Raw genomic sequence first — 24,710 nt, forward strand, 5'->3', positions numbered from 1 at the left:
TGCCTTTTTTTATAAAAAAATAACCAATCGAGATGGTGAAAACGCTTGCTGTAACTTGAGTGCGCTTTCATTATGACAGTTTGCAAAACTGGTGGTTGTTTAATAGCATTTCTCTATTTCTTTTGATATGATACATATGAATCTTAACAGGATGAACATCATTTTTCGGAGAATACATAAACACCTTATGAGAGGGAAACCTTTAATATGGAAAGCAATCTTTCGAAATGGAGTTCAACCTAATTTAAGGAGGAAAAGAAATGCCTTTAGTTTCAATGAAAGAAATGCTTAACAAAGCGAAAGCAGAAGGCTACGCAGTTGGGCAATTTAACCTTAATAACCTAGAATTCACACAAGCTATTCTTCAAGCTGCAGAAGCAGAAAAATCACCAGTTATCCTTGGTGTATCTGAAGGTGCAGCACGTTATATGTCAGGCTTCAAAACTGTTGTAAAAATGGTTGAAGGCTTAATGGAAGATTTAAAAATCACTGTACCAGTGGCAATTCACCTTGACCACGGTTCAAGCTTTGATAAATGTAAAGAAGCAATCGATGCTGGCTTCACATCTGTTATGATCGATGCGTCACACCATCCGTTTGAAGAAAACGTAGAAACAACTAAAAAGGTTGTTGATTACGCTCATTCAAAAGGTGTTTCTGTTGAAGCTGAGTTAGGTACAGTTGGCGGACAGGAAGACGATGTGGTAGCTGAAGGCGTTATCTACGCTAATCCACAAGAGTGTGTAGAGCTTGTTAAGCGCACGGGTATTGACTGTCTTGCTCCTGCATTAGGTTCTGTACACGGTCCTTACAAAGGCGAACCAAACCTTGGTTTTGCTGAAATGGAGGAAATCGGAAAAGCAACTGGCCTTCCATTAGTACTTCACGGTGGAACTGGTATCCCAACAAAGGATATCCAACGCTCTGTTTCTTTAGGAACAGCTAAAATCAACGTGAACACAGAAAACCAAATCGCATCTGCAAAGGTAGTTCGTGAAACACTTGCGGCTAAACCAAATGAATACGATCCACGTAAATATTTAGGACCAGCTCGCGACGCAATTAAAGAAACTGTAATCGGCAAAATGCGCGAATTCGGTTCTTCAAACAGAGCTTAATTCAAAAAGCCGTTTTTTGGCACTTTTTGTTGGATGCTCAACTATGATAAAATTAAAACCGCTCTTACTATGAGGGCGGTTTCAGTGTGTTAAGTAGAAACTGAAAATTTAGTCGAAAATTGGAGGTTATACCATGAAATTTTTTATCGATACTGCAAACTTAGAAGAAATCCGTGAAGCACATGAACTCGGATTACTAGCAGGAGTAACAACAAATCCATCCCTTGTGGCCAAAGAAAAAGGCGTTTCCTTCCACGATCGTTTACGTGAAATTACCGCTCTTGTTCCAGGCTCTGTTAGTGCAGAAGTTATTGCACTTGATGCAGAAGGCATGATTAAAGAAGGAAGAGAACTAGCGGCGATTGCTCCAAATATTACTGTTAAAGTTCCAATGACTCCTGATGGCTTAAAAGCGGTACATGCTTTTTCGAAAGAAGGAATCAAAACGAACGTTACCCTCATCTTTAATGCAAACCAGGCATTGCTTGCAGCACGTGCAGGTGCAACATATGTATCCCCATTCCTAGGAAGATTAGATGATATCGGTCAAAACGGTTTAGACTTAATCTCTACTATTGCAGAAATTTTTGCTGTTCATGGAATTGAATCAGAAATTATTGCTGCTTCCATCCGTAATCCGATTCATGTGACAGAAGCTGCATTAAGAGGCGCACATATTGCGACTATTCCTTACAATGTATTAATGGGATTAACAAAACATCCTCTAACAGATAAAGGAATTGAAGCATTCCTTAAAGACTGGAATTCTCGTACGGAAGCCTAATTTACCGCTGTTTTTCCATTTTTGAGCAATTTTTTTTAATATGCATACATGAAAATAGGATTTTCGTGTAAACTAAAGGATAGACAAGCTGTCGGAATTTGGCTTTTAATGTTGGAAAAATATACCTAAAGCCTGGTAGGATGGTACGTAGGTGAGGATACTTATACCCCAAAAGGTAAGCGCATTCTTATGAGAGAATTTTCTTACAACGTACACCGGTCATCATCACTGGACCTTTCCTGTGATATATAGGGCTTAGAAGGGAGTCAAAAATGGAAAAACTTAAAATTGCGGGCGGATATCCGTTAAAAGGAACAGTTCGAATCAGCGGAGCAAAAAATAGTGCGGTTGCATTAATTCCTGCAACGATCCTAGCTGAATCACCTGTTACGATTGAAGGTTTGCCAGATATTTCGGATGTGGAGATTTTAAAGGACCTGCTTGAGGAAATCGGCGGGAAGGTTCAAATCAGCGAGGATGAAATGACGGTTGACCCATCAACAATGATTTCGATGCCACTGCCAAACGGCAAGGTGAAAAAGCTTCGTGCATCCTATTATTTAATGGGGGCCATGCTCGGACGTTTTAAAAAGGCGGTTATTGGACTTCCAGGCGGCTGCCATTTAGGTCCAAGACCCATTGATCAGCATATTAAAGGCTTTGAGGCCTTAGGTGCACAAATCACTAACGAGCAAGGGGCGATTTATCTTCGTGCCGATGAGCTTCGCGGTGCCCGTATCTATTTAGACGTGGTCAGTGTGGGGGCAACAATCAATATTATGTTGGCTGCGGTACGAGCTAAAGGACGGACGATCATTGAAAATGCCGCGAAAGAGCCGGAAATCATTGATGTAGCCACGCTTTTAACAAACATGGGTGCCAAAATAAAAGGGGCCGGAACCGACGTCATCCGCATTGATGGAGTGGATACGTTACACGGCTGCCGTCATACGATTATTCCTGACCGGATTGAGGCAGGGACGTATATGATTCTAGGTGCAGCAGTTGGCGAAGGTGTGGTTATTGATAATGTGATCCCACAACATTTAGAATCGCTGATTGCTAAGCTTCGTGAAATGGGTGTACACGTAGAATCTGGCGATGACCAGGTGTTTGTCGGTGGAGGAAATAACTTGAAGGCGGTTGATATTAAGACACTCGTGTATCCTGGATTCCCAACCGATCTGCAGCAGCCATTTACGACTCTTTTAACAAAAGCCACGGGTTCAAGCGTCGTGACCGATACCATTTACGGTGCACGATTTAAGCATATTGATGAACTAAGACGAATGAACGCCAATATTAAGGTGGAAGGGCGCTCCGCAATTATTAATGGCCCTATTCAGCTTCAAGGAGCGAAAGTGAAGGCCAGTGACCTCCGCGCAGGAGCGGCACTTGTCATCGCCGGCCTTTTAGCTGAAGGGATTACGGAAGTGACTGGGCTTGAGCATATTGACCGGGGTTACAGCAATCTGGTTGAAAAATTAAACGGGCTTGGTGCGACCGTTTGGCGTGAAGCATTAACGAAAGAAGAAGTCGAGCAACTGAAAAACACATAAATTGCGGATGCGACCGTTTCATGTGTCGTGACTGTGACTGTTCGAGAGAGAAAATCTTCAGAGACAAAACAAACGAAAACATGGGAGATGGGAATCGATGGAAAGAAGTTTAACGATGGAGCTTGTCCGCGTTACAGAGGGAGCTGCCCTAGCATCAGCACGTTGGATGGGCCGCGGGAAAAAAGACGAGGCAGATGGTGCTGCGACAACAGCCATGCGTGATGTTTTTGACACGGTTCCAATGAAAGGTACCGTTGTGATTGGTGAAGGGGAAATGGATGAAGCCCCAATGCTTTATATCGGAGAAAAGCTTGGTACAGGCTATGGTCCACGTGTGGATGTCGCTGTTGACCCGCTTGAAGGAACCAATATTTTAGCATCAGGCGGCTGGAATGCCCTTGCCGTTTTAGCGGTAGCTGACAATGGCAACCTTTTACATGCTCCAGATATGTACATGGAAAAAATCGCGGTCGGTCCGGAAGCGGTTGGCCTGGTTGACATTAATGCTTCTGTCTTAGATAACCTAAAGGCTGTAGCAAAAGCGAAAAACAAGGATATTGAAGACGTAGTAGCAACTGTTTTAAATCGTCCGCGTCATGAGCATATTATTGCCCAGCTTCGTGAAGCAGGTGCGAGAATCAAGTTGATCAATGACGGCGATGTCGCTGGTGCGATTAATACGGCGTTTGATAATACGGGCGTAGATATTTTGTTTGGTTCCGGTGGAGCGCCTGAGGGTGTAATTGCAGCGGTAGCCTTGAAATGTCTTGGCGGTGAAATCATGGGTAAGCTATTGCCACAAAATGATGCCGAGCTTGAGCGCTGTATCAAAATGGGCTTAGACGTGAACCGTGTTCTTCGCATGGAAGACCTTGTTAAGGGTGACGATGCTATTTTTGCAGCAACCGGTGTTACAGACGGAGAATTACTGCGCGGTGTTCAATTCAAAGGCTCATACGGCTCTACACACTCAGTCGTCATGCGTGCAAAATCAGGCACAGTCCGCTTCATCGAAGGCCGTCACAGCTTGAAAAAGAAACCAAACCTTGTAATAAAATAAAAAAATTGAATTGACTCGATGTTGATTGGAGCGGAAGGCGCGAAGACTCCTGCGGGAAAAGCGTGTCAGGGGAGACCCCGCAGGAGCAAAGCGACGAGGAGGCTCCCCGACTGCTCGCGAACCGCTCGCGCCTGGAGTGGAAATCAACAGTTATTTAACAAAATTCAAAGGGTGTCAGGCACCAATTCGACTTGGTGTCAGACACCCTTATATTTCTAACGAAAAAATTAGTTGATTAATTTTTTAATCACAGGGTAAAATAGTAATTGTTTTTATTATCTTTAATTTCTGCAATTCTATTCATTTCAATTCTACTTCAATCATCAATTCCTCTAATCTCTTAATTATTATCTAACAGGAAGATCTCCCGCTAACGAAAAAGAAGCGGATTTGATGGAAAAATTCAAAAGTGTGGTGTACTAATGGACTTAACAATCTCAAGTTTAGAAAATATGAAGCTGAAGGAACTTTACGAGCTTGCTCGCGAATTTAAAGTTACTTACTACAGCAAATTAACAAAAAAAGAATTAATCTTTGCCATCCTGAAATCTCGTGCGGAACAACAGGGTTATTTTTTCATGGAAGGCGTTCTCGAAATTATCCAATCAGAAGGATTCGGATTCTTACGCCCGATCAATTACTCGCCAAGCTCAGAGGATATTTATATTTCAGCCTCCCAAATCCGCCGTTTCGACCTGCGTAATGGGGACAAGGTCTCTGGTAAGGTTCGTCCTCCGAAGGAAAATGAACGTTATTACGGCTTACTGCATGTAGAAGCGGTGAACGGGGAAGACCCGGAATCAGCGAAGGAACGTGTCTACTTCCCGGCATTAACACCTCTATATCCAAACAGACAAATGAAGCTGGAAACTACTCCAAAGTATCTTTCAACAAGAATCATGGATGTTGTGGCACCGGTCGGTTTCGGTCAAAGGGGATTAATCGTTGCTCCGCCTAAAGCAGGTAAAACGATGCTGTTAAAAGAAATCGCCAACAGCATTACGACGAATCATCCAGATGTGGAACTAATCGTTCTGTTAATCGACGAGCGTCCGGAAGAGGTAACTGATATTGAACGTTCCGTTGCTGGTGATGTTGTCAGCTCGACGTTTGATGAAGTACCTGAAAATCATATTAAAGTGGCTGAACTCGTGCTTGATCGTGCAATGCGTTTAGTGGAACATAAGCGCGATGTTGTCATCCTAATGGATAGCATTACGCGTCTGGCTCGTGCCTATAACCTAGTCATTCCGCCAAGCGGACGTACGCTTTCTGGTGGTATTGACCCTGCAGCGTTCCACCGTCCAAAGCGTTTCTTTGGTGCGGCACGTAACATTGAAGAGGGCGGAAGCTTGACAATACTTGCGACGGCTCTAGTAGATACAGGTTCTCGTATGGACGATGTGATTTATGAAGAGTTCAAAGGAACAGGAAATATGGAGCTTCACCTTGACCGCGGTCTGGCTGAACGCCGTATTTTCCCTGCGCTTGATATCCGTCGTTCGGGTACACGTAAGGAAGAATTGCTGATCCCGAAAGATCATTTAGATAAACTATGGGCAATCAGAAAATCGATGTCTGATTCACCAGACTTTGCAGAGCGTTTCTTGAAAAAATTACGCCAGACCAAATCCAACGAAGAATTTTTCGCCCAACTTGGGGAAGAGCTAAAAACAAGACGGTCGTAATTGAGCCACGCCCTAGGACAAGCCATGTTGAGGGGTGGCATGGAGTTCCTTTTTAACAATGAAACCAACAAATCCCAACTTGCAAAAAAAGGGTACCCTTGTTATAATGGGTGCAGTGTGTTTTTAGTAAGTGAGTGTATGTTGAAAGACAAGCACTTGATATAACTCTGTTTCGAAAGATTCAGGGCGGAAGGAGATGAAAAGAATGAAAGCAGGAATTCATCCAAATTATAAAACAGTAACGGTGACATGCGCATGTGGTAACACATTCGAAACTGGTTCTGTTAAAAATGAGATCCGTGTTGAAACTTGTTCAGAATGTCATCCATTCTATACTGGTCGTCAAAAATTCGCTGAAGCTGGCGGACGTGTTGACCGTTTCAACAAAAAATACGGCCTTAAGCAAAAATAATCGCTCAAAAACAGGCAAGAGAAAGTCGGCTTGCCTGTTTTTTTTTGAAAAAAATAATAAAAACCACTTTCCATCGCCTGGTTAGTTCAGTCGATATAGGGTAAAGTGATACTAATGAGATACTACAGAGAACTGTTTAATTATAGATAGGCGAAACATAGGAAAGTTGGACAAGTATCGTTAAAAAAGGTTCGTTTTTTATAGGAAGGAGATGCCGTTTATGTATTTAATGAAGCAAACCGGATGGGTTGAGGTTATCTGCGGCAGTATGTTTTCTGGAAAATCAGAGGAATTGATTCGTCGTGTGAGACGGGCTCAATTTGCGAAGCAAAAAATCGCTGTGTTTAAGCCAAAAATTGATAATCGCTACAGTGAACAATCTGTAGTTTCCCATAATGGCTCTTCTTTTCATGCGAAGCCAATTTCCCATTCTATAGAGATTCTTCATCATGTGGAAGCAGATATGGATATTATTGCGATTGATGAAGTGCAGTTTTTTGACGAAGGCATTGTCCGGGTGGTTCAGCAGCTAGCAGATAGCGGGCATCGCGTCGTTTGTGCTGGTCTTGATATGGATTTCCGCGGCGAGCCGTTCGCACAGATGCCAGCGTTAATGGCGATTGCTGAGACAGTAACAAAGCTTCAGGCTGTTTGTACGGTTTGTGGTTCCCCATCTAGCCGCACACAGCGCTTGATTGACGGGCGTCCAGCATCCTATCATGACCCGGTAATCTTGGTTGGCGCTTCCGAGGCATACGAGCCACGCTGCCGTCACCATCACGAAGTACCAAAAACAGCATCATACCGTTCCGTGATCCAAGAAGCAACAAACTAGTGCTTATGGGGTCAGTCCCCCGCTGCTTTAAAGCGCTGGGGGACTGACCCTTTTTTTTACTTTGGCTGTGTTAAAGGCTAATGTTGTTTTTATAGACAATGTTGATTGGAGTGGAAGGCGCGAAGACTCCTGCGGGAGTACGGGGCAGGGGAGACCCCGCAGGAACGCAAGCGACGAGGAGGCTCCCCGGCACGCCCGCGGAAAGCGAAGCGCCTGGAGCGGAAATCAACATTCATGTTTAACACAGCCTTTACTTTAGAAAGGGTGGGTGCGATGAGGAAAGGGACTTTTTGGTTGATTAGCTTGTTGATAGTTATTTTGGCTGGTTGTGGTTCGAATGATTTTCAGCTTGAACTAGTCACACCAAAATCGTTTTCGCCAGATCAACCTTCGACTATTCACATAAAAGTTCTAGATTCTGGCGGGAAACCTGTAACTGGGGCGAAGGTAAGAGTTGATTTGAATATGCATATGATGAGCCATGGTGATGTTTCGATCAAAAATATGAAAGAAACGGCTGATGGCGTGTATACAGGGATCGCCCAATTCGAGATGGAAGGCGACTATACGGCCACCATCCAAATCGATGATAACGGTAAAAAGTGGACAGGAGAAAAGAGATTTTCCATTGTTTCTAACCAAGGGAAGTAGGCAAAGCTTTGGAAGGAATTCACAACGCAACTTCACCTTCTAGACGGGCATGATAGTAATGGGAGGTGTAAGATGCTGAAAAAGTTGATGTTTCTATCCGTCACAACGTTATTTTTATTAAGTGGATGTCAGAGCAACCGCGGGGCGAATGAAGAGGCCTATGATTTGAAGAAAGACCGCTCCGCACCAAACTTTATGTCCAGCACCCGTAACAATGCGGATGATCTGGATACGATTGATGATACAGCGACGCCCAAAAATAAGGACATCGTTGATAATATGAGCAACAGCAGCAACGACAAAAATCACCCTGATAATCTGTCCGATCGTGGAAAAAACAAGCGGCATTTAGTGGAAGATGATATCACGAACCAAAATCCAAATTTCCTTGACTTAAAGAGGACAGGAAGCGGCTCGGAAGCTGGTGGCGGGAAAAATACGGGTAATGACACTTACAAAGCTAAGCAAGTCATTGCTAAGACAAATGAATTTGTTACTGATTCAGTTTGGATTAATGGCGATCGTATGTGGGTGTCTGTTTATAAAAAAGGGATGCTTTCTGACAAAGAAAGAATGGACGCACAAGCACGACTCCATCGCAAGCTTGTACAAGCCCTACCCCGTTACAATATCGAGGTTCGCGTAAAAGAAGACCGAAGATAACATGCTCTGACCCCAGGGCATGTTTTTTATTTGAATTTTTTTCCTGGGATTGATAAAATTAGAACAAACGTTCCTTTGGAGAGGGGATTATCGGATGCAGCTCTATTTTTATGATGAGAAGTTTAAAACAGATATTGAACAATATCAAATAACAGAAGATCAGTTGCGTTTTACCGGGAAGCCACAAGATTGTGTCCGGTTATCCCAAGAGGATGTGGACCGCTATGCCATCGTAGCTATGGAAGAAAATCAGCTGGTCACGTATTTTGATTTACATAAAAATGAGGGTGCGAAACCATATTCAAATAATAAGAATGCAATATTAATTAGAGCTTTTTCAACCGATTCCCGTTACCTCGGAAAAGGATACGCCACAAAAGCACTCAAGTTGCTACCTGACTTTGTGAAGGAACACTTCCCTGAAATGGACGAAATGGTTTTAGGAGTTAATCTAGCTAACGAAGCGGCACAAGCTTTATATAAAAAGTGCGGCTTTATCGACGAAGGGGAAAGAAGAATGGGACCAAAGGGTGTACTCATTGTCATGAGCTATTATTTATAGGTGAATTTTGGCATCCTGTTGATTGGAGCGGAAGGCCGGAGACTCCTGCGGGAGTAGCGGTCTCGGGAGACCCCGCAGGAGCGAAGCGACGAGGAGGCTCCCGGATCGCCCCGCGGAAAGCGAAGCGCCTGGAGCGGAAATCAACAGGCCAGGTTAGCGGCGGTTTTCTATAAAAATACGCGATGCAAAAATTTTTCTCCCGCAAATTGGTTTTGACTGAGGTTTTCACCTATACTATAATTAGAATGTTATGGACTAAAAACTGAGGTGAATGGCTGTGTTTGATCGTCTTCAATCTGTGGAAGATCGTTACGAAAAGTTAAATGAACTTTTGAGCGACCCAGAAATTATTAATGATTCAAAAAAACTTCGTGAATATTCAAAAGAACAATCAGATATACAAGAGACTGTACAAACGTATCGTGAATATAAAGAAGCTCGCGAACAGCTTCAAGACGCGAAAGCAATGCTTGAAGAAAAGCTCGACGCTGAAATGCGTGAAATGGTAAAGGAAGAAGTTAACGAGCTTGAGGCTCAAATCGAAGAGCTGGAAGCAAAGATGAAGATTCTTCTAATTCCAAAGGATCCGAACGATGACAAAAACGTTATCTTTGAAATCCGCGGAGCTGCCGGCGGAGATGAAGCAGCATTGTTTGCTGGTAATTTATATCGCATGTACAGCCGTTATGCGGAAGCACAGGGCTGGAAAATTGACCTTCTTGATGCGAGCCCAACCGGACTTGGCGGATACAAGGAGATCAGCTTTATGATTAATGGTCAGGGTGCATACTCCAAATTGAAGTATGAGAACGGTGCTCACCGTGTTCAGCGTGTTCCGGAAACGGAATCAGGCGGCAGAATTCATACGTCGACGGCTACCGTTGTTTGTTTGCCGGAAGCAGAGGAATTAGAAGTAGAAATCAATGATAAAGATATTCGTTTTGATGCGTTTGCTTCGAGCGGTGCCGGGGGACAGTCCGTTAACACGACTATGTCAGCCGTTCGTTTAACGCACATTCCAACCGGGATTGTTGTTTCAATTCAGGATGAGAAATCCCAGCATAAAAACAAGGATAAAGCGATGAAGGTTTTACGTGCACGTATTTATGATAAGTATCAGCAGGAAGCACAAGCTGAGTATGATTCCGTGCGTAAATCTGCTGTTGGAACGGGAGACCGTTCTGAGCGGATTCGTACGTATAACTTCCCGCAAAACCGAGTGACGGACCACCGAATCGGCTTAACGATTCAAAAGCTGGATCAAATCTTGGAGGGTAAGCTTGATGATATCATCGATGCGCTAGTTATGGATGACCAAGCGAAAAGACTGGAAAGTGCATCTAATGAGTAAAAAAGGTTTCGAAGCTCTTCATTGGGCTTCTTCTTTTTTAGTTGAAAATGGTCGTGATGAGAATGCCGGGGAGCTGCTTCTTCGCCATTTCAGTGGTATGTCGCGGGCGCAGTTGTTTGCGAATATCCGTGATGAGTTAGCTCCCGGTGTGTGGGAAGTCTTTGAAAAAGCAGTCTTTGACCATGTCTCAGGTGTTCCGGTGCAATATATCATCGGTTCGGAGGATTTTTACGGACGTGAGTTTATTGTGAATGAAGAGGTATTGATTCCGAGGCCGGAGACGGAAGAGTTGGTAGAAGGAACCCTAAAGCGAATCAAACGGCTTTTCGGTGAAAAAGAGGAAATTAGGCTCGTTGATATTGGTACTGGCAGCGGGGCGATTGCGATTAGCATGAAGCTTGAACTGCCTATGATGAAGGTCTTTGCTTCTGATATTGCTGAGGAATCCTTGAAGGTGGCGAAGGAAAATGCTTCTCGCCTTCAGGCGGACGTTGAGTTTGTTCAAGGTGATTTGCTGAAGCCGTTTTTCGGAGGAGCATTTGATGTGGTGATGTCGAATCCGCCGTACATTCCTGCTGGTGATATCGTGACGATGTCGGAAGTAGTAACGGATCACGAGCCGCATCGGGCTTTGTTTGCCGGGGAGGATGGGTTGGATTTTTACCGCCGTTTTATGGTGGAACTCCCGCAAGTTCTAGGGTCGCCCGCGCTGGTATGTTTTGAAATTGGGGCCGGTCAGGGCGAAGCGGTAGCGGAGCTTTTTCGAAAAGCGTTCTCGAATGTGAAGGTAGAAGTGGTCAATGATATTAACGGCAAGGACCGGATGGTGTTTGCAGAAATCGGCTTCGGGGCTTAGTGCCTCGGAGCTTTTTTGGTTTCAAGGAGGTATTGGAGAGGGATATCCATGGTAAGTTCTATGAGCCCGAAAAGGCAGATGGAAAGAGGAAAGGGTCGCATAGGGAGTGTCTATGAGCCCGAAAAGGCAGATGGAAAGAGGAAAAGGTCGCATAGGAAGTGTCTATGAGCCCAAAAAGGCAGATGGAAAGAGGAAAAGGTCGCATAGGAAGTGTCTATGAGCCCGAAAAGGCAGATGGAAAGAGGAAAAGGTCGCATAGGAAATGTCTATGAGCCCGAAAAGGCAGATGGAAAGAGGAAAGGGTCGCATAGGGAGTGTCTATGAGAGTCAAGTCCATTTAATTGTGTAAAAGTGTCAACAATGATTCCGATCAATAAAAAAATTAGTAAGGTGAACTATATTATTTCGAATTTACATTGAGAGGCGGGCATGATAGCCTAGGAGGGCAAGCCAGGTGTTGTTAAACTCCTGGCTTCCTGGCGTTACATCATGCCCGCTGGAGGCTCGATGTCAATTCGAAATTAGGCTTTTCCACTCCACTTGAGTAGAGAGTTATTTTTCATTTGTTTTCTTGAGGTAAGGAACATTATTTTTGTTCCAATCTTTTTCAATATCCATTAATACGGATCCAATTATTCGGATAGCGGACAAATCATTTGTAAAAATACGTATGACTTTTTCTCTCCTCCGTACTTCTTGGTTTAAGCGCTCTAGCATATTCGTTGTGCGTAAGTGCTTATGATACTGGACCGGCTGTGAATGAAATTGGATTGCATCTTCAAAGCCATTTTCTAATGTTTCAATTACTTTTGCGAATCCCTTGGTATCTTGATACTTCTCTACAAAGCGATTTTTCAAGTCTCTTACCACACTTAAATCTGAGTTTTGAAAGAGGTCTTTTAATTCCTGACGAGCCTCAGCAGTACCTTTTTTCGGCATAGTATCCATGATATTTCTTAAAAAATGAACACTACACCTCTGCCATGAAGTTCCTAGAAATGATTCTTTAATGGAGGTAACTAAGCCACCATGAGCATCAGAAATCACCATTTTAGGGGATTGAAGACCTCTGGACTTTAGATATTCGAAGAAGGAAGTCCAGCTATCAGTGGATTCGGTGTGATTGACTTTGAGGCCAATGATCTCTCTATGACCGCTTTCACTAACTCCAACCGCAATATGAACACTTTTAGAAACTACTCTATCGTTCTCACGAACTTTAATGTACATAGCATCCACGTACACATATGGATAATAATGAACGTTAAGTGGACGGTTTCTCCAGTCGTTGATGATGGGGTCTACGGTCTTCATTAGATTGGAAACAAGTGATTTGGACACACTCTTCCCGCATAATTCCTCTACAATTTTTGTGATTTTACGTGTAGAAACACCATTTACAACCATTTCAATCATAGAAAGAATTAGAGCTTGATCGCAGCGTTTAAATTTTTCAAAGATAGAAGTAGAAAATTCACCGTCTCTGGTACGAGGAACTTTTAGTTTGAGAGAACCTACACCAGTAATGAGCTCACGCTCATAGTAACCATTTCGATAGCCCCTCCGATCTTCGGTTCTTTCATGAGAAAGAGCATTAATATATTCATCTCTTTCTTTTTCCATTAAAGAATTTAAAATGAGTGATAAAGAAGCCTTAACTGGTGATTCTAATGAGCTGCTTTCAACTTTTTCTTTGAGATCTTCTAAATTTATAGTAATATTGATTTGGGTCATCATCATGTCCTCCGTTTATGGTTTTCTTGGTCGAAAACATTGTAACACGGGTCATGATGATGACCTATTTTCTTTTTACACAATTATATGGACTTAATCTCTATGAGCCCGAAAAGGCAGATGGAAAAAGGAAAGGGTCGCATAGGAAGCGTCTATGAGCCCGAAAAGGTAGATGGAAAAAGGAAAAGGTCGCATAGGAAGTGTCTATGAGCACGAAAAGGCAGATGGAAAGAGGAAATGGTCGCATAGGAAATGTCTATGAGCCCAAAAAGGCAGATGGAAAAAGGAAAAGGTCGCATAGGAAATGTCTATGAGCCCGAAATTGCGCATCAGCAACTAGTTCGGTCACATAGACTAGTAGCTGCTAGTTCATCAACTTGTTGTTCTTAGAAAAAATAGTAATTTTTATCATTTTACTAGTTTAAGATTCTGGCATTCTGTCCACAATGAGGATATCGAAGGGACGGTGCTGAGATGAGAAACAAATTAGTAGTTTGGGGATATTTAGTGATTTTATCGTTAGGGACAATCCTAAGTTTATATATGCCGAAGACGGAAGCTGCAGCGAAGGAGTCGATTGTGATTCCGGGAGAGGCGATTCGCCTACGAATTCTAGCAAATAGTGATTTTGAATCGGATCAGGCGATTAAGCGCAAGGTACGAGATGCGGTGAATGCGCAGATTACATTGTGGGTTCAGGATTTAACGTCAATGGAAAAAGCAAGAACGGTTATCAATTCGAAGCTTCCAGAGATTCAAGAGATTGCGGAGAAAGTCGTGCAGGAGCAGGGTTCGGATCAATCGGTAAAAGTAGAGTTTGGCAAGGTTCAGTTTCCAACGAAGCTATATGGACAGTTTTTATACCCAGCAGGCGAGTATCAAGCGATTTTGATTACTCTTGGTAAGGGTGAAGGAGCGAACTGGTGGTGCGTGCTTTATCCGCCATTATGCTTTCTAGATTTTTCAAATGGTGTGGCTGTGAGTGACGGGTTTGAAGAAGGGAAAACGGCGAAGGCTGAGATGGCAGCAGATAAAGAAGTGGAGCCAAAAGCGGAGGTAAAGCCGGTTAAAGAACAGGTGACGGTGCGGGACAAGGACCAAGAAGAGGAAGAGTTGGTCGACCATAAGAAGTTTGCAGCCGCTGAAGAGGAAGAAGTAGTCAATCATAAAAAAACGGCTGTGGTAGAAAAGGAAGCAATTAAGAAAGAAGAAAAGAAGACGAAAAAGCATGTGAAAAAGAACGCGCCTGTGTATACAGAAGAAGATGAAGAGCCAGTCAAAGTAAAATTCTTCGTAGTAGAAATGTGGGAAAAACTAATGTACTAAACCAGTTTCAAAAAGGAACTGGTTTTTTGTTTGCGAAAAAATTTACTAGATTCCCGGAATAGGCCTGTTCTATTTTTCCTACCTATTCATATTAATAGAGTAGAAAAAGAAAATGAATGAGGTGGAAAAGAGATGCAGGCATTAATTCGTAGAGCAAATAAAGAGGATTTAGGAAATTTAAGAGAGTTTCTTTCACGGGCGAAGCTTGGTGCGGATGGACTAAATGATGAGACGATTGATCACTTTTTACTGCTAGAAAACGAGGACGGTTCGTTGCGGGGGTCGCTTGGCATGGAAGGGTTCGGGGAAGATGGGTTACTGCGCTCGCTGGTCGTGACACCTGGACAAGCAGATAAAGAAATTTTCGTCCTTTTTGATCAAATGGTGCAATTAGCGAAAGAAAAGGGAATGAGAAGCTTATTTTTGGCAACAAATAAAAGTGTGGCTCTTCCATTTTTTGAATTAATGGGCTTTCAACGGGTCGTTCGTGAGGAATTACCAGAAGGATTTTATCAATCAGAGCACATTCGACACGTTTTAAATGTGGATAACTCGTTATTCTTAAAATTTTCTTTATAAATGTGGATATATCCACAAAGTTATCCACTTTTTTCGGAAACTTATACACAATTTGTGGATAAACCTTGTTTTTATACCCACCTTCTTTTATACTTTCAAACGTACTCGTTCAAAAATCTGAGCCAAGGTGCCTAGATTCGCCAAATTTCGATAAAAGGCTCAGTTACGATAAAGGTGGATAACTATGAACACAAAAGTCTGGAAAGTGGATAAGTATGTGGATAATCTCGTAAATAATCCACAAGTTGTGGATGCAGCTCATTTTTTACGGGAAAATGAGGTGGTAGCCCTCCCGACGGAGACAGTGTATGGATTGGGTGGGAATGCCGAAAGTGATGAAGCGGTAGCGAAGATTTTTGCTGCGAAAGGACGGCCAAGTGATAACCCGTTAATTATCCACATTGCAGACCGGGAGCAGTTGAACCGGTTTGTAAAGGAGATTCCTGCTAAGACGGAAATCTTGATGGATGCTTTTTGGCCAGGACCGTTGACGGTTATTTTTAAAAAGAAAGAAGGCGTTCTTTCGGAGAAGGCGACTGCTGGCCTAGCGACGGTTGCAGTTCGGATGCCGGATCATCCTGTGGCGCTGGCGCTGCTTAAGGTGTGCGGTCGGCCAATTGCTGCACCAAGTGCCAATAGCTCCGGCAAACCGAGCCCTACGAATGCCGTGCATGTGATGGATGATTTAAATGGAAAAATTGCCGGAGTGCTTGATGGTGGTGCGACCGGGGTGGGTGTGGAGTCGACGGTGATCGATTGCACGGAATCAGTTCCGGTTATTTTACGGCCGGGCGGTGTTACCAAGGAGCAGCTTGAAGCAGTGATTGGTGAGGTTCGAGTCGACCCAGCGTTAACCGATGAGGCAGCAAAACCAAAAGCACCGGGAATGAAATACCGCCATTATGCGCCGAACGCACCGCTTTATATGGTGTCAGGCACCAGAGAATTTCTGCAACGTTTAGTAGAAGGAAAGCGGCAGGAAGGTTTGCGGGTCGGGGTGTTAACAACGATGGAGAATGTGGAGTTCTACCATGCTGATGTGGTGTTCGCCTGTGGAAGTCGGGCAGAGTTAGAGACGGTGGCCACGGCATTATATGATACGTTACGCCGATTTAACGAGGCTGATGTGGATATCATTTATAGTGAAATCTTCCCGAGCACTGGCGTGGGACATGCAATCATGAACCGCCTGCAAAAAGCAGCAGGAAATAAGTTAATTACCGAATAAGCACCAGGATGAATCCTAAGCCGTTCTCTTTTGAGGTACCCGCATAGGAAAAAGCAAATATAAAAGTAACTATAAAAGCAGTGTGTTTCTCATATGAAATCACACTGCTTTTAGCACGTTTATAGGAGGATTATGTTTATATTGGCTTCTTCAACTAACAGGAAGTTTAGTGGAATAATGGCTTTCATATATCTTACACACAATTAAAGGAGATTAGGAATATTCCTTTGAAAAACAAAAAAGCTACCGCAACTTTTGGTAGCTTTATTTTTTTTAGTCTTGAGCAAGCTTATCCCTATTTAGGGCAACAGGAGGTTTCTCCATCCACTCATTTTTTATCATAAAGGTTTTTATATTTTCTTCATATTGATACACATCTGCAATTATCTTTGCATATGTAGTTTTTAAATCTTTTCGGATACTTACTGCTGCACTATACCCATAACTAGCGATACCATCACGATTAAGTTGTTCTAATAGATATGATATTAATTTATCTGAAAAAGGAGATGTTTTACCATCCAAAACATTCGTATCCCAAGTCATTGAAATAGGCAAATCATTTTGAACTAAAATATCACCTAATTTTTCTATAATATTTAAAGATAATTCTTTTCCATGTTGCAATAAACTGATTAATTGCTGATTAGAAGTAGATTGAATAAATCCTATTAATAAGTTTTTACCAATATAATTCATAAAAACATTTTTGTGTAGCTCATTTGCTTCTCTTGCCGTTAATTCTCTATTATCATTAAAGAAGTTACCCAAAAATCCTTTACCTGCAATTGGGTTTGTTTCATGAGTGGAGGTAATTGAAGGAGGTCTTACAAATACTCCCTTTTCCAATAGAATAGTTGTTATACGTTCAAATAAACTTGAAAAGTTTTTTAATTGTTCTTGGAAAAAATTGCGGATATCCTCCCTTACTGAATCGGATAGTGCCATACTTGTTAAGGACATTCCAATTTTAGACATATTATTTAAATAAAATAGTATAAAAACATCCGTATACATCTTAGGGGCATTTGGGTTTAAATCATCTTTAATGTTAAAGCCTTTGGGGATTGGATAGTTTTCACTTCGTAGAACAGATTCAAAAAATTGTACAGCCGATTTAGAAATAGAACCCGCCTCACTACAAAGAGATTTAACTTCTTCTAGTTCTGATGTTAAGGTAAGATACTCCAAAACAACATTTGACATACTATTATTCATTAACTGTTCCCAACAGTGTGCTAACTCACCCGCAGTTAATTTTGCAGCCTTTTTATAATCCATATAATCAATCCCTTTTTAAGATTAATTTTATATTCTATAACAAGTATCTGGTGTTTTTTTATCATTTATGTAATATTGCATGGAAAATTAATAATTTTTTGGTTTGATAAGGGAGATATCATTACTAAGAGGGCTTTTCAACAATGGGGGACTTAAAAAAGTTTGTGAAATATTGTACTTAAACTATCAGGTGCTTTAGCTTAGCAGAAGAGCAAAGTGACATAAAAGTGGGAACTTCAAATGAAGTTCCCTAATTTTTTGATTATGATGAAAATGTTATAGGTGTATGAAATCGCACACGAAAACGCAAGACCATAATTTTTATTATGGTGTATGCTAATCGGTATGTGATTTAAGGTGCGATTTTAGCCCTTATTTCCTTAATAAACCTTATTAAATAAATAAAAGGTAGAGCAAATTTCATTGCTAATTGTTTTGCGAAATGGGTTGCTTTTATATATGTTTTTATAGTTGCGGGTACTCCAAAAGAGAACGGCTTAGATGAATCCCTGGTGTTTTTTTATGGACATGTTATAAAAAATTGGTGATTTATTACACTCTGTTGATTGGAGCGGAAGGCGTGAAGATTCCTGCAGGAAAAGCGTGTCACGGGAGACCCCGCAGGAGCGAAGCGACGAGGAGGCTCCCGGACCGCCCGCGAATGCTCGCGCCTGGAGTGGAAATCAACTGACTAGTTCAAGGAATTATGAAAATCCAATTTCTCCCTAGTGACTTCTAAACTGGTTTGGACGTGCATATGCTTAGGTTAGTTAGTCCAAGGGGGCGGGGACAGAATGTCTGAAATAGTTGGAGAATTACTTACATTAGTGATTATGGCCTTTGCGCTAGGCATGGATGCCTTCTCGGTGGGGCTTGGAATGGGAATGTACAAACTGCGGGTGAGGAAAATCTTTGAGATTGGGATCACCATTGGAATCTTTCATGTGTGGATGCCGCTCGTGGGCTTACTTACCGGTAAATTTTTATCAGAGAAATTTGGCACGTTTGCCAGCTTAATTGGCGGACTCTTACTCATCATTCTCGGACTGCAGATGATTTGGGCAAGCCTGAAAAAAGGAGACGAAAAAGTCATTACGCCGGTTGGTTTCGGCTTACTCTTATTTGCTTTAAGTGTTAGTCTTGACAGTTTTTCTGTGGGTCTGACATTAGGGATTTACGGGGCAAAAATTGTGCTTGTGCTCATCTCCTTTGGAATCGTGGCCACGGTTCTAACATGGGCAGGTTTGCTGTTAGGAAAAAAGGTACAAGGCTGGCTTGGCAGCTACAGTGAAGCTCTTGGTGGGGCGATTTTACTTGCGTTTGGCTTAAAACTACTGGCGCCTTTATGGTAGTTGTAATGATTTATCAGAGATAACTTCAAAATTAATTACTTAAGATTTTTTACTACATCGTTATGACCTTTTTCTACTTGTATGGGAAAGGTTTTTTTAGTCTGAGATTTTGCGTTTCGGCAAATTTTCGTAGAAGTGGGCGGGGGACAGTTGGAAACTTGTCAAAATGTTTTATAATAATAAGAAAAGCGGAGGAGCTGGAGCTGGACAATTCTCGAAGTCGAGTTTTATCCCTTCCTAAAATGAAAAAGGGGGCAGACACATTGCAGCGCATTTTGTTTGTTTGTACGGGAAATACGTGCAGAAGTCCTATGGCAGAAGCTATTTTAAAAAGCAAGAATCTCGATGGGATGGAAGTCAAATCGGCTGGAATATATGCGGCCACCGGCAGTGAGGCATCCTCGCATGCAAAAACGGTGCTCGGCAACAACACCATTCCGCATAACCACCGGTCGAGTTTGTTGACAACAGCAGAGGTAGAATGGGCAGATCTGATTTTAACGATGACATCATCCCATAAATATGCCATTCAGCAGCAATATCCGAATGCCATTATGAAGGTGTTTACTTTAAAAGAATTCACCGGAGAAACGTTTGACCACGATGTTGTCGACCCATACGGCGGAAGCCTGCCCATCTATGAAGAAACATTTCGTGAGCTCGAACAATTCATTGACAAAGCAATTGAAAAATTAGGCTTTGTTAAATAACAACGTTGATTTTTACACCCTGTTGATTGGAGCGGAAGGCACGAAGACTCCTGTGGGAGTATGGTTCAGGGGAGACCCCGCAGGCGCAAGCGCCGAGGAGGCTCGCCGAAACACCCACGAACCGCTCGTGCCTGGAGCGGAAATCAACAGGCAAGTTTAACATAGCAAAAAATAATAACATTAGCCTTTCCTAAACTGGCTCTCTTTTTTAAGAGAGCCCTTTATATTTCTGTAGCAGTATGTCAAAATTAATAGAAGAGATAGACCAAACTAGGGAGGCTTTTAAGATGAAAGTAGCATTAGCATCAGATCATGGCGGAGTCAATATTCGCAAGGAAATCGCCAGCTTGCTTGAGGAATTAAAGATTGAATACGTTGATTTTGGCTGTGATTGTGAAACATCTGTCGACTACCCTGATTATGCCTTGCCTGTGGCGGAAAAGGTCGCAAGTGGTGAGTTTGACCGCGGCATTTTGATTTGTGGAACAGGCATCGGTATGAGCATTGCTGCAAACAAAGTAAAGGGTATCCGCTGTGCACTTGTACATGACACCTTCAGTGCAAAAGCGACACGAGCACATAATGATACAAACATGCTCTCCATGGGCGAACGCGTTATCGGGCCGGGACTTGCACGCGATATTGCTGAGATCTGGTTGACTGGTAAGTTTGAAGGCGGTCGTCACTCCAAACGGATAGGCAAAATTACGGAATATGAAAATAAGCATGCGTAAATGATAGGCAGTGCTTGAGTGTGGCGTAATTTTGCGCTTAAAAGCAAGATGGCTATACAAGACTTATACTTTCTAAGAGGAAAGGTCGGGTCCAATGATTCAGGAATGGGAAAAACAATTAGAAGCAATAGTGACGGAATTCAAGGAGCAAGCTTCGTTTAAGCCGGGGCAGTTGTTGGTGATTGGCTGCAGCACAAGCGAAGTGGTAGGGGAGAGAATCGGTACCTCGGGAACCCTTGAAGTAGCCGAAATGATTTTTCGCCAATTAAAAAAATTGCAGGCAGAAATAGGCATTCAATTAGCGTTCCAATGCTGTGAACACTTGAACAGGGCGTTGGTTGTCGAACGATCTGTTGCCGAACAGCGCGGATTCGACGAAGTATCCGTGGTCCCGGTCCGTAAAGCGGGCGGTGCGATGGCTACCTATGCGTTCGAGCAGCTAAACGACGCCGTTGTAGTGGAATTCGTAAAGGCCGATGCGGGAATGGATATTGGGCATACGTTGATTGGCATGCATCTGAAGCATGTAGCGGTGCCGATTCGCGTCACACAAAAGCTTGTCGGAGAGGCGTATGTCACGTTAGCAAAGACGAGACCAAAGCTGATTGGTGGTGCGAGAGCAGTATATGAACGGACGAAAGCGAATTCTAGCTGTTCGTAAGTGTGCGGACAACAGGGGAATGTGAAAAAATTTTCGAGCGTGCGCTCAACTTATTTTTTTACATAGAGAAAAAACGTGTTAAAATAAATAAGGAATTTTCAAATATTTTTACGCTTGCATACATAAAAGGGGGAGAAATATCATGAAGCATTTGTCTCAAGCCGATGAACAGGTTTTTCAAGCAATCCAACAAGAATTAGGTCGTCAGCGGTCTAAAATCGAATTAATTGCCTCAGAAAACTTTGTAAGTGAAGCAGTCATGGAAGCACAAGGTTCCGTTCTAACCAATAAGTACGCAGAAGGCTACCCGGGCCGTCGCTATTATGGTGGCTGTGAGTATGTCGATGTGGTGGAAGATTTAGCCCGTGAACGTGCGAAAGCGATCTTCGGAGCGGAATATGTAAACGTGCAGCCTCACTCTGGTGCACAAGCCAATATGGCGGTTTACTTCACCGTTCTTGAGCAGGGCGATACAGTGCTTGGCATGAATTTATCCCACGGCGGTCACTTAACACACGGCAGCCCAGTCAATTTCAGCGGTATTCAATATAACTTCGTTGAATATGGTGTTGATGAAGTGACACACCGCATCAATTATGAAGACGTTCGTGCGAAAGCTCTTGAGCACAAGCCAAAGATGATTGTGGCAGGTGCAAGTGCATACCCACGTGAAATCGATTTTGCGAAGTTCCGTGAGATTGCCGACGAAGTGGGTGCCTACCTTATGGTGGATATGGCGCACATTGCTGGTCTTGTTGCTGCAGGCCTGCATCCTAACCCAGTTCCTTACGCTGACTTTGTGACAACGACAACTCACAAAACCCTACGCGGTCCACGCGGGGGTATGATCCTTTGCAAAGAGGAATTTGGTAAGAAAATTGATAAATCTATTTTCCCTGGTATTCAGGGCGGTCCGCTTATGCATGTGATTGCGGCAAAGGCTGTTGCTTTTGGTGAAGCACTGCAGGACAGCTTTAAAGAATACGCGGGCAACATCATTGCCAATGCCAAGCGCTTAGCGGATAGCTTACAAAAAGAAGGCTTGAAGTTAGTGTCTGGTGGGACGGATAACCATTTATTATTGGTTGATGTTCAGTCACTGAACTTAACGGGTAAGGTTGCGGAGAAAGTGCTGGATGAAATCGGGATTACGGTGAATAAGAACACGATTCCATTTGATCCACAAAGCCCATTCGTAACGAGCGGTGTTCGCATCGGTACAGCAGCGGTAACGAGCCGTGGTTTTGGTCTAGAAGATATGGACGAAATAGCATCCATCATCGCCTTTACGTTGAAAAACCATGATGATGAAGCGAAACTAGAAGAAGCACGCGGACGCGTAGAAGCCTTAACAAGTAAATTTACACTCTATCCAGAATACTAAACATCACAGAATCGGCCTATTTTTTATAGTAGGCCGATTTTTTTGAAATAGGTGAATTTTTTCGAAAAATTCCTACTACTAAAAGTAACCGTTTTCCCGTTTGCTCATTACACTTTTTTTCTGTAAAATGATACGGAGTATTTGATTAATTTTAAAAAAGGGGCGATTTTTTTGGCAAAGGTATACGTCTTCGACCATCCATTGATCCAACATAAGTTGACTTATATACGTGATAAAGACACAGGAACAAAGGAATTCCGCGAATTGGTTGATGAAGTGGCAACTTTAATGGCGTTTGAAATCACAAGGGACATGCCGCTTGAAGATATCAATATTGAGACACCAGTGTGCCAAACAAAATCGAAGGTTCTTTCTGGGAAGAAAATTGGTTTAGTGCCAATCCTACGTGCCGGAATCGGAATGGTTGACGGAATCTTAAAGTTAATCCCAGCGGCAAAGGTAGGTCATATCGGACTATACCGTGACCCAGAAACACTGAAGCCGGTTGAATATTATGCAAAGCTTCCAAGTGATGTGGAAGAACGTGACTTCATCGTGGTTGATCCAATGCTGGCAACAGGCGGTTCTGCTAATGAGGCGATTAACTCCTTGAAGAAGCGCGGCGCTAAAAATATCAAATTTATGTGTTTGATTGCTGCACCTGAAGGCGTGGAAGCGGTGAAAACAGAGCACCCTGACGTGGATATTTATATCGCAGCGTTAGATGAGAAATTAAATGACCATGGCTATATTGTACCAGGCCTTGGTGATGCTGGTGACCGTTTGTTTGGGACGAAATAAGGATAATTTGGAAAAAGCCGACGTTGTTCGGCTTTTTTTATTTGGTTTTTGGGGTGTGCATTTGGCATAAATTGTATTTTTACACAAAACACCTTGAAAATGGCACAAAACATTCAAGAAATGACACAAAACCATTGATTTTTTGCACAATACCCATCAATTTTGGCACAAAACCACCCGTAAAACGCACAAAACTCAAATAAGCACAATATTAAATAATATAACGAACAGCTAATCTATAAAAAATCACATATTGTCCTTAAATCCCAGGCAGGAAATCACTTCATTTAATAGAATTTACCAGTAAGTCTAATAAATGAGGTGAAGGAATGATTGTTTTACCATTAAAATTACCTATTATAGCTTTGCAGTGTATGGCACTTCTCCGCAGACTGCCGAAAAATCACCCAATGAGGCCTATTATTGAAAGAGACCTGCGATTTTGGTTGAAGGGATACTACGGTGAGAAGGAATGTGTCTATTATCTATCATTTTTACCAGAGGATCAGTACTATATTTTCCATGGAATAAGGCTTACAGATAAAAAAGCATTTCAAATGGACTTACTAATTGTTTCACAGTCCTTTGCCTTAATTGCAGAAGTGAAAAATGTATCGAAAAAGCTAATTTTTAAAAAAGAATCTAACCATGTAATAAAGGAGTTTAATAATGAAGAGGAAGGAATTCAGAATCCGATTCTTCAAGTAAAAAGGCAAAGGATGCAATTCATCAATTGGCTGGAGCATAGGCAGATTAAGGGACTGCCGATTGAAAGATTAGTCGTCATCAGTAAAACTTCCACGTTGGTAGAGACCACACCTGATAATCAACAAATTTATAAAGAATTGATTTATGCAGAGTCGATTATTGATAAGATACAAGAATTAGAAAAGAAGTATGACAAACCCCGCTTTAGCAAAAAGAATCTCACACAATTAGTGGATCTCCTATTAGATAACCATCAACCCCTTATTACAGACATTCTTCAAACATATAAGATTTCCAAAGACGAAATTAAAACGGGTGTTATTTGCCCTAAGGATCAAATTTCCACTATGACGTATTATTCAGGAAGCTGGCATTGTTCAAATTGTCATTTTTCATCAAAAACTGCACACCTTCCTACTGTTGATGATTATTTTCTTTTGTTAGGACCAACGATTACTCGAAAACAATTGGGTGAATTTTTACATATCGGATCTACTTTTATTGCTGGGAAAATGGTGCGAGCTCTTGGATTACCATTTACGGGGTCAAAACGCGGCACGACATACTTCTTACCGCAAAAATATGAGTTTATCCAGCCTAAGGAGAAGGACATTAAATTACCCAATGCATACTTTCCCCGCTAAATGAAAACGATAGGAAAAAAGGGGATTTT

At 42.4% G+C, this 24,710-nt stretch carries 24 protein-coding genes; 22 read left to right on the top strand and 2 right to left on the bottom strand.

The annotated features are described in order from the left end of the window. Positions 1-260 precede the first annotated feature (260 nt). The 12 genes from AA0X95_RS03015 (at position 261) to prmC (ending at position 11,539) form a co-directional block, all read left to right on the top strand. Positions 261-1,118: a class II fructose-bisphosphate aldolase gene (locus tag AA0X95_RS03015; RefSeq protein WP_413305193.1), complete on the top strand. Its 858-nt coding sequence runs from the start codon at positions 261-263 to the stop codon at positions 1,116-1,118. A gap of 133 nt (positions 1,119-1,251) precedes the next feature. Then, complete coding sequence (gene fsa, locus AA0X95_RS03020; protein ID WP_307283434.1) at positions 1,252-1,902, top strand: fructose-6-phosphate aldolase; 651 nt, start codon at positions 1,252-1,254, stop codon at positions 1,900-1,902. A 272-nt stretch (positions 1,903-2,174) separates the two neighbouring features. Next, a complete protein-coding gene (locus AA0X95_RS03025) occupies positions 2,175-3,461 on the top strand; it encodes a UDP-N-acetylglucosamine 1-carboxyvinyltransferase (protein WP_413305197.1) in 1,287 nt (428 codons plus the stop codon). A 97-nt stretch (positions 3,462-3,558) separates the two neighbouring features. Next, positions 3,559-4,521 (top strand): class II fructose-bisphosphatase, encoded by a 963-nt coding sequence (gene glpX / locus AA0X95_RS03030; protein WP_335544445.1) that lies wholly within the window; start codon positions 3,559-3,561, stop codon positions 4,519-4,521. A gap of 422 nt (positions 4,522-4,943) precedes the next feature. Next, positions 4,944-6,209, top strand: coding sequence for a transcription termination factor Rho (gene rho, locus AA0X95_RS03035; RefSeq protein WP_413305200.1), 1,266 nt, complete (start codon positions 4,944-4,946; stop codon positions 6,207-6,209). A gap of 205 nt (positions 6,210-6,414) precedes the next feature. Beyond that, positions 6,415-6,621 carry a 50S ribosomal protein L31 gene (gene rpmE, locus AA0X95_RS03040; RefSeq protein ID WP_413305202.1) on the top strand — a complete coding sequence of 69 codons (207 nt, stop codon included), beginning with the start codon at positions 6,415-6,417 and terminating at the stop codon, positions 6,619-6,621. 220 nt (positions 6,622-6,841) lie between these two features. Then, complete coding sequence (locus AA0X95_RS03045) at positions 6,842-7,456, top strand: thymidine kinase (RefSeq protein WP_413305205.1); 615 nt, start codon at positions 6,842-6,844, stop codon at positions 7,454-7,456. 273 nt (positions 7,457-7,729) lie between these two features. Continuing rightward, on the top strand, positions 7,730-8,107 hold the full coding sequence (locus AA0X95_RS03050) for a FixH family protein (protein ID WP_413305207.1): 378 nt from the start codon (positions 7,730-7,732) through the stop codon (positions 8,105-8,107). Between the two features lie 72 nt (positions 8,108-8,179). Beyond that, a complete protein-coding gene (locus tag AA0X95_RS03055) occupies positions 8,180-8,770 on the top strand; it encodes a hypothetical protein (protein ID WP_413305209.1) in 591 nt (196 codons plus the stop codon). Positions 8,771-8,864: 94 nt separating this feature from the next. Continuing rightward, positions 8,865-9,332, top strand: a complete 468-nt coding sequence (locus AA0X95_RS03060; protein WP_413305212.1) for a GNAT family N-acetyltransferase — start codon at positions 8,865-8,867, stop codon at positions 9,330-9,332. 277 nt (positions 9,333-9,609) lie between these two features. Continuing rightward, complete coding sequence (gene prfA, locus AA0X95_RS03065; protein ID WP_413305215.1) at positions 9,610-10,683, top strand: peptide chain release factor 1; 1,074 nt, start codon at positions 9,610-9,612, stop codon at positions 10,681-10,683. Continuing rightward, positions 10,676-11,539 (top strand): peptide chain release factor N(5)-glutamine methyltransferase, encoded by an 864-nt coding sequence (prmC, locus tag AA0X95_RS03070; protein ID WP_413305218.1) that lies wholly within the window; start codon positions 10,676-10,678, stop codon positions 11,537-11,539. The genes prfA and prmC overlap by 8 nt, the downstream gene beginning before the upstream one ends. A 552-nt stretch (positions 11,540-12,091) precedes the next feature. On the opposite strand, the gene AA0X95_RS03075 is transcribed toward prmC, so the two are convergent. After that, positions 12,092-13,273 (bottom strand): IS256 family transposase, encoded by a 1,182-nt coding sequence (locus AA0X95_RS03075; RefSeq protein ID WP_413309821.1) that lies wholly within the window; start codon positions 13,271-13,273, stop codon positions 12,092-12,094. 474 nt (positions 13,274-13,747) lie between these two features. Between AA0X95_RS03075 and spoIIR the strand changes: the two genes are divergently transcribed. The 3 genes from spoIIR to AA0X95_RS03090 all read left to right on the top strand — a co-directional run bounded on the left by spoIIR (position 13,748) and on the right by AA0X95_RS03090 (position 16,406). Further along, the gene (gene spoIIR, locus AA0X95_RS03080; protein WP_413305220.1) at positions 13,748-14,599 is read left to right on the top strand and encodes a stage II sporulation protein R; all 852 of its coding nucleotides are present in this window, start codon (positions 13,748-13,750) and stop codon (positions 14,597-14,599) included. Positions 14,600-14,731: 132 nt separating this feature from the next. Next, positions 14,732-15,178: a GNAT family N-acetyltransferase gene (locus AA0X95_RS03085; protein ID WP_413305223.1), complete on the top strand. Its 447-nt coding sequence runs from the start codon at positions 14,732-14,734 to the stop codon at positions 15,176-15,178. A gap of 184 nt (positions 15,179-15,362) precedes the next feature. Beyond that, on the top strand, positions 15,363-16,406 hold the full coding sequence (locus AA0X95_RS03090; protein ID WP_413305226.1) for an L-threonylcarbamoyladenylate synthase: 1,044 nt from the start codon (positions 15,363-15,365) through the stop codon (positions 16,404-16,406). Positions 16,407-16,679: 273 nt separating this feature from the next. Here the strand turns inward: AA0X95_RS03090 and AA0X95_RS03095 are convergent, their stop codons facing one another. Continuing rightward, complete coding sequence (locus AA0X95_RS03095) at positions 16,680-17,687, bottom strand: DUF3231 family protein (protein WP_413305229.1); 1,008 nt, start codon at positions 17,685-17,687, stop codon at positions 16,680-16,682. Positions 17,688-18,481: 794 nt separating this feature from the next. Between AA0X95_RS03095 and AA0X95_RS03100 the strand changes: the two genes are divergently transcribed. From AA0X95_RS03100 to AA0X95_RS03130, 7 genes are all read left to right on the top strand, one after another. Continuing rightward, the gene (locus tag AA0X95_RS03100) at positions 18,482-19,039 is read left to right on the top strand and encodes a manganese efflux pump MntP family protein (protein WP_413305232.1); all 558 of its coding nucleotides are present in this window, start codon (positions 18,482-18,484) and stop codon (positions 19,037-19,039) included. A 263-nt stretch (positions 19,040-19,302) separates the two neighbouring features. Next, the gene (locus AA0X95_RS03105; RefSeq protein ID WP_413305235.1) at positions 19,303-19,749 is read left to right on the top strand and encodes a low molecular weight protein arginine phosphatase; all 447 of its coding nucleotides are present in this window, start codon (positions 19,303-19,305) and stop codon (positions 19,747-19,749) included. A 287-nt stretch (positions 19,750-20,036) separates the two neighbouring features. Further along, complete coding sequence (rpiB, locus tag AA0X95_RS03110; RefSeq protein WP_413305238.1) at positions 20,037-20,483, top strand: ribose 5-phosphate isomerase B; 447 nt, start codon at positions 20,037-20,039, stop codon at positions 20,481-20,483. A 94-nt stretch (positions 20,484-20,577) separates the two neighbouring features. Then, positions 20,578-21,144 carry a TIGR01440 family protein gene (locus tag AA0X95_RS03115; protein ID WP_413305240.1) on the top strand — a complete coding sequence of 189 codons (567 nt, stop codon included), beginning with the start codon at positions 20,578-20,580 and terminating at the stop codon, positions 21,142-21,144. A 142-nt stretch (positions 21,145-21,286) separates the two neighbouring features. Then, positions 21,287-22,528 (top strand): serine hydroxymethyltransferase, encoded by a 1,242-nt coding sequence (gene glyA, locus AA0X95_RS03120; protein WP_413305243.1) that lies wholly within the window; start codon positions 21,287-21,289, stop codon positions 22,526-22,528. Positions 22,529-22,699: 171 nt separating this feature from the next. Next, entirely contained in the window at positions 22,700-23,329 is a 630-nt protein-coding gene (upp, locus tag AA0X95_RS03125; protein WP_335526762.1) for a uracil phosphoribosyltransferase, read from the top strand. Positions 23,330-23,658: 329 nt separating this feature from the next. After that, positions 23,659-24,681 carry a nuclease-related domain-containing protein gene (locus AA0X95_RS03130; RefSeq protein ID WP_413305246.1) on the top strand — a complete coding sequence of 341 codons (1,023 nt, stop codon included), beginning with the start codon at positions 23,659-23,661 and terminating at the stop codon, positions 24,679-24,681. The last annotated feature ends 29 nt before the right edge of the window (positions 24,682-24,710 follow it).

Origin of the sequence: Neobacillus phoenicis, assembly GCF_047302305.1 — a bacterium.
In the GTDB taxonomy this organism is placed as follows: domain Bacteria; phylum Bacillota; class Bacilli; order Bacillales; family Cytobacillaceae; genus Neobacillus.

Excerpts from the sequence above, each read along its gene's own strand:
- glyA (WP_413305243.1), top strand. The coding sequence starts at position 21,287 with ATGAAGCATTTGTCTCAAGCCGATGAACAGGTTTTTCAAGCAATCCAA.
- rpmE (WP_413305202.1), top strand. The coding sequence starts at position 6,415 with ATGAAAGCAGGAATTCATCCAAATTATAAAACAGTAACGGTGACATGC.
- AA0X95_RS03050 (WP_413305207.1), top strand. The coding sequence starts at position 7,730 with ATGAGGAAAGGGACTTTTTGGTTGATTAGCTTGTTGATAGTTATTTTG.
- glpX (WP_335544445.1), top strand. The coding sequence starts at position 3,559 with ATGGAAAGAAGTTTAACGATGGAGCTTGTCCGCGTTACAGAGGGAGCT.
- AA0X95_RS03025 (WP_413305197.1), top strand. The coding sequence starts at position 2,175 with ATGGAAAAACTTAAAATTGCGGGCGGATATCCGTTAAAAGGAACAGTT.
- AA0X95_RS03095 (WP_413305229.1), bottom strand. The coding sequence starts at position 17,687 with ATGGATTATAAAAAGGCTGCAAAATTAACTGCGGGTGAGTTAGCACAC.
- spoIIR (WP_413305220.1), top strand. The coding sequence starts at position 13,748 with ATGAGAAACAAATTAGTAGTTTGGGGATATTTAGTGATTTTATCGTTA.
- AA0X95_RS03045 (WP_413305205.1), top strand. The coding sequence starts at position 6,842 with ATGTATTTAATGAAGCAAACCGGATGGGTTGAGGTTATCTGCGGCAGT.
- AA0X95_RS03055 (WP_413305209.1), top strand. The coding sequence starts at position 8,180 with ATGCTGAAAAAGTTGATGTTTCTATCCGTCACAACGTTATTTTTATTA.
- AA0X95_RS03075 (WP_413309821.1), bottom strand. The coding sequence starts at position 13,273 with ATGACCCAAATCAATATTACTATAAATTTAGAAGATCTCAAAGAAAAA.
- AA0X95_RS03060 (WP_413305212.1), top strand. The coding sequence starts at position 8,865 with ATGCAGCTCTATTTTTATGATGAGAAGTTTAAAACAGATATTGAACAA.
- prmC (WP_413305218.1), top strand. The coding sequence starts at position 10,676 with ATGAGTAAAAAAGGTTTCGAAGCTCTTCATTGGGCTTCTTCTTTTTTA.
- AA0X95_RS03085 (WP_413305223.1), top strand. The coding sequence starts at position 14,732 with ATGCAGGCATTAATTCGTAGAGCAAATAAAGAGGATTTAGGAAATTTA.
- AA0X95_RS03015 (WP_413305193.1), top strand. The coding sequence starts at position 261 with ATGCCTTTAGTTTCAATGAAAGAAATGCTTAACAAAGCGAAAGCAGAA.
- rpiB (WP_413305238.1), top strand. The coding sequence starts at position 20,037 with ATGAAAGTAGCATTAGCATCAGATCATGGCGGAGTCAATATTCGCAAG.
- AA0X95_RS03090 (WP_413305226.1), top strand. The coding sequence starts at position 15,363 with ATGAACACAAAAGTCTGGAAAGTGGATAAGTATGTGGATAATCTCGTA.
- rho (WP_413305200.1), top strand. The coding sequence starts at position 4,944 with ATGGACTTAACAATCTCAAGTTTAGAAAATATGAAGCTGAAGGAACTT.
- AA0X95_RS03115 (WP_413305240.1), top strand. The coding sequence starts at position 20,578 with ATGATTCAGGAATGGGAAAAACAATTAGAAGCAATAGTGACGGAATTC.
- AA0X95_RS03130 (WP_413305246.1), top strand. The coding sequence starts at position 23,659 with ATGATTGTTTTACCATTAAAATTACCTATTATAGCTTTGCAGTGTATG.
- AA0X95_RS03100 (WP_413305232.1), top strand. The coding sequence starts at position 18,482 with ATGTCTGAAATAGTTGGAGAATTACTTACATTAGTGATTATGGCCTTT.
- fsa (WP_307283434.1), top strand. The coding sequence starts at position 1,252 with ATGAAATTTTTTATCGATACTGCAAACTTAGAAGAAATCCGTGAAGCA.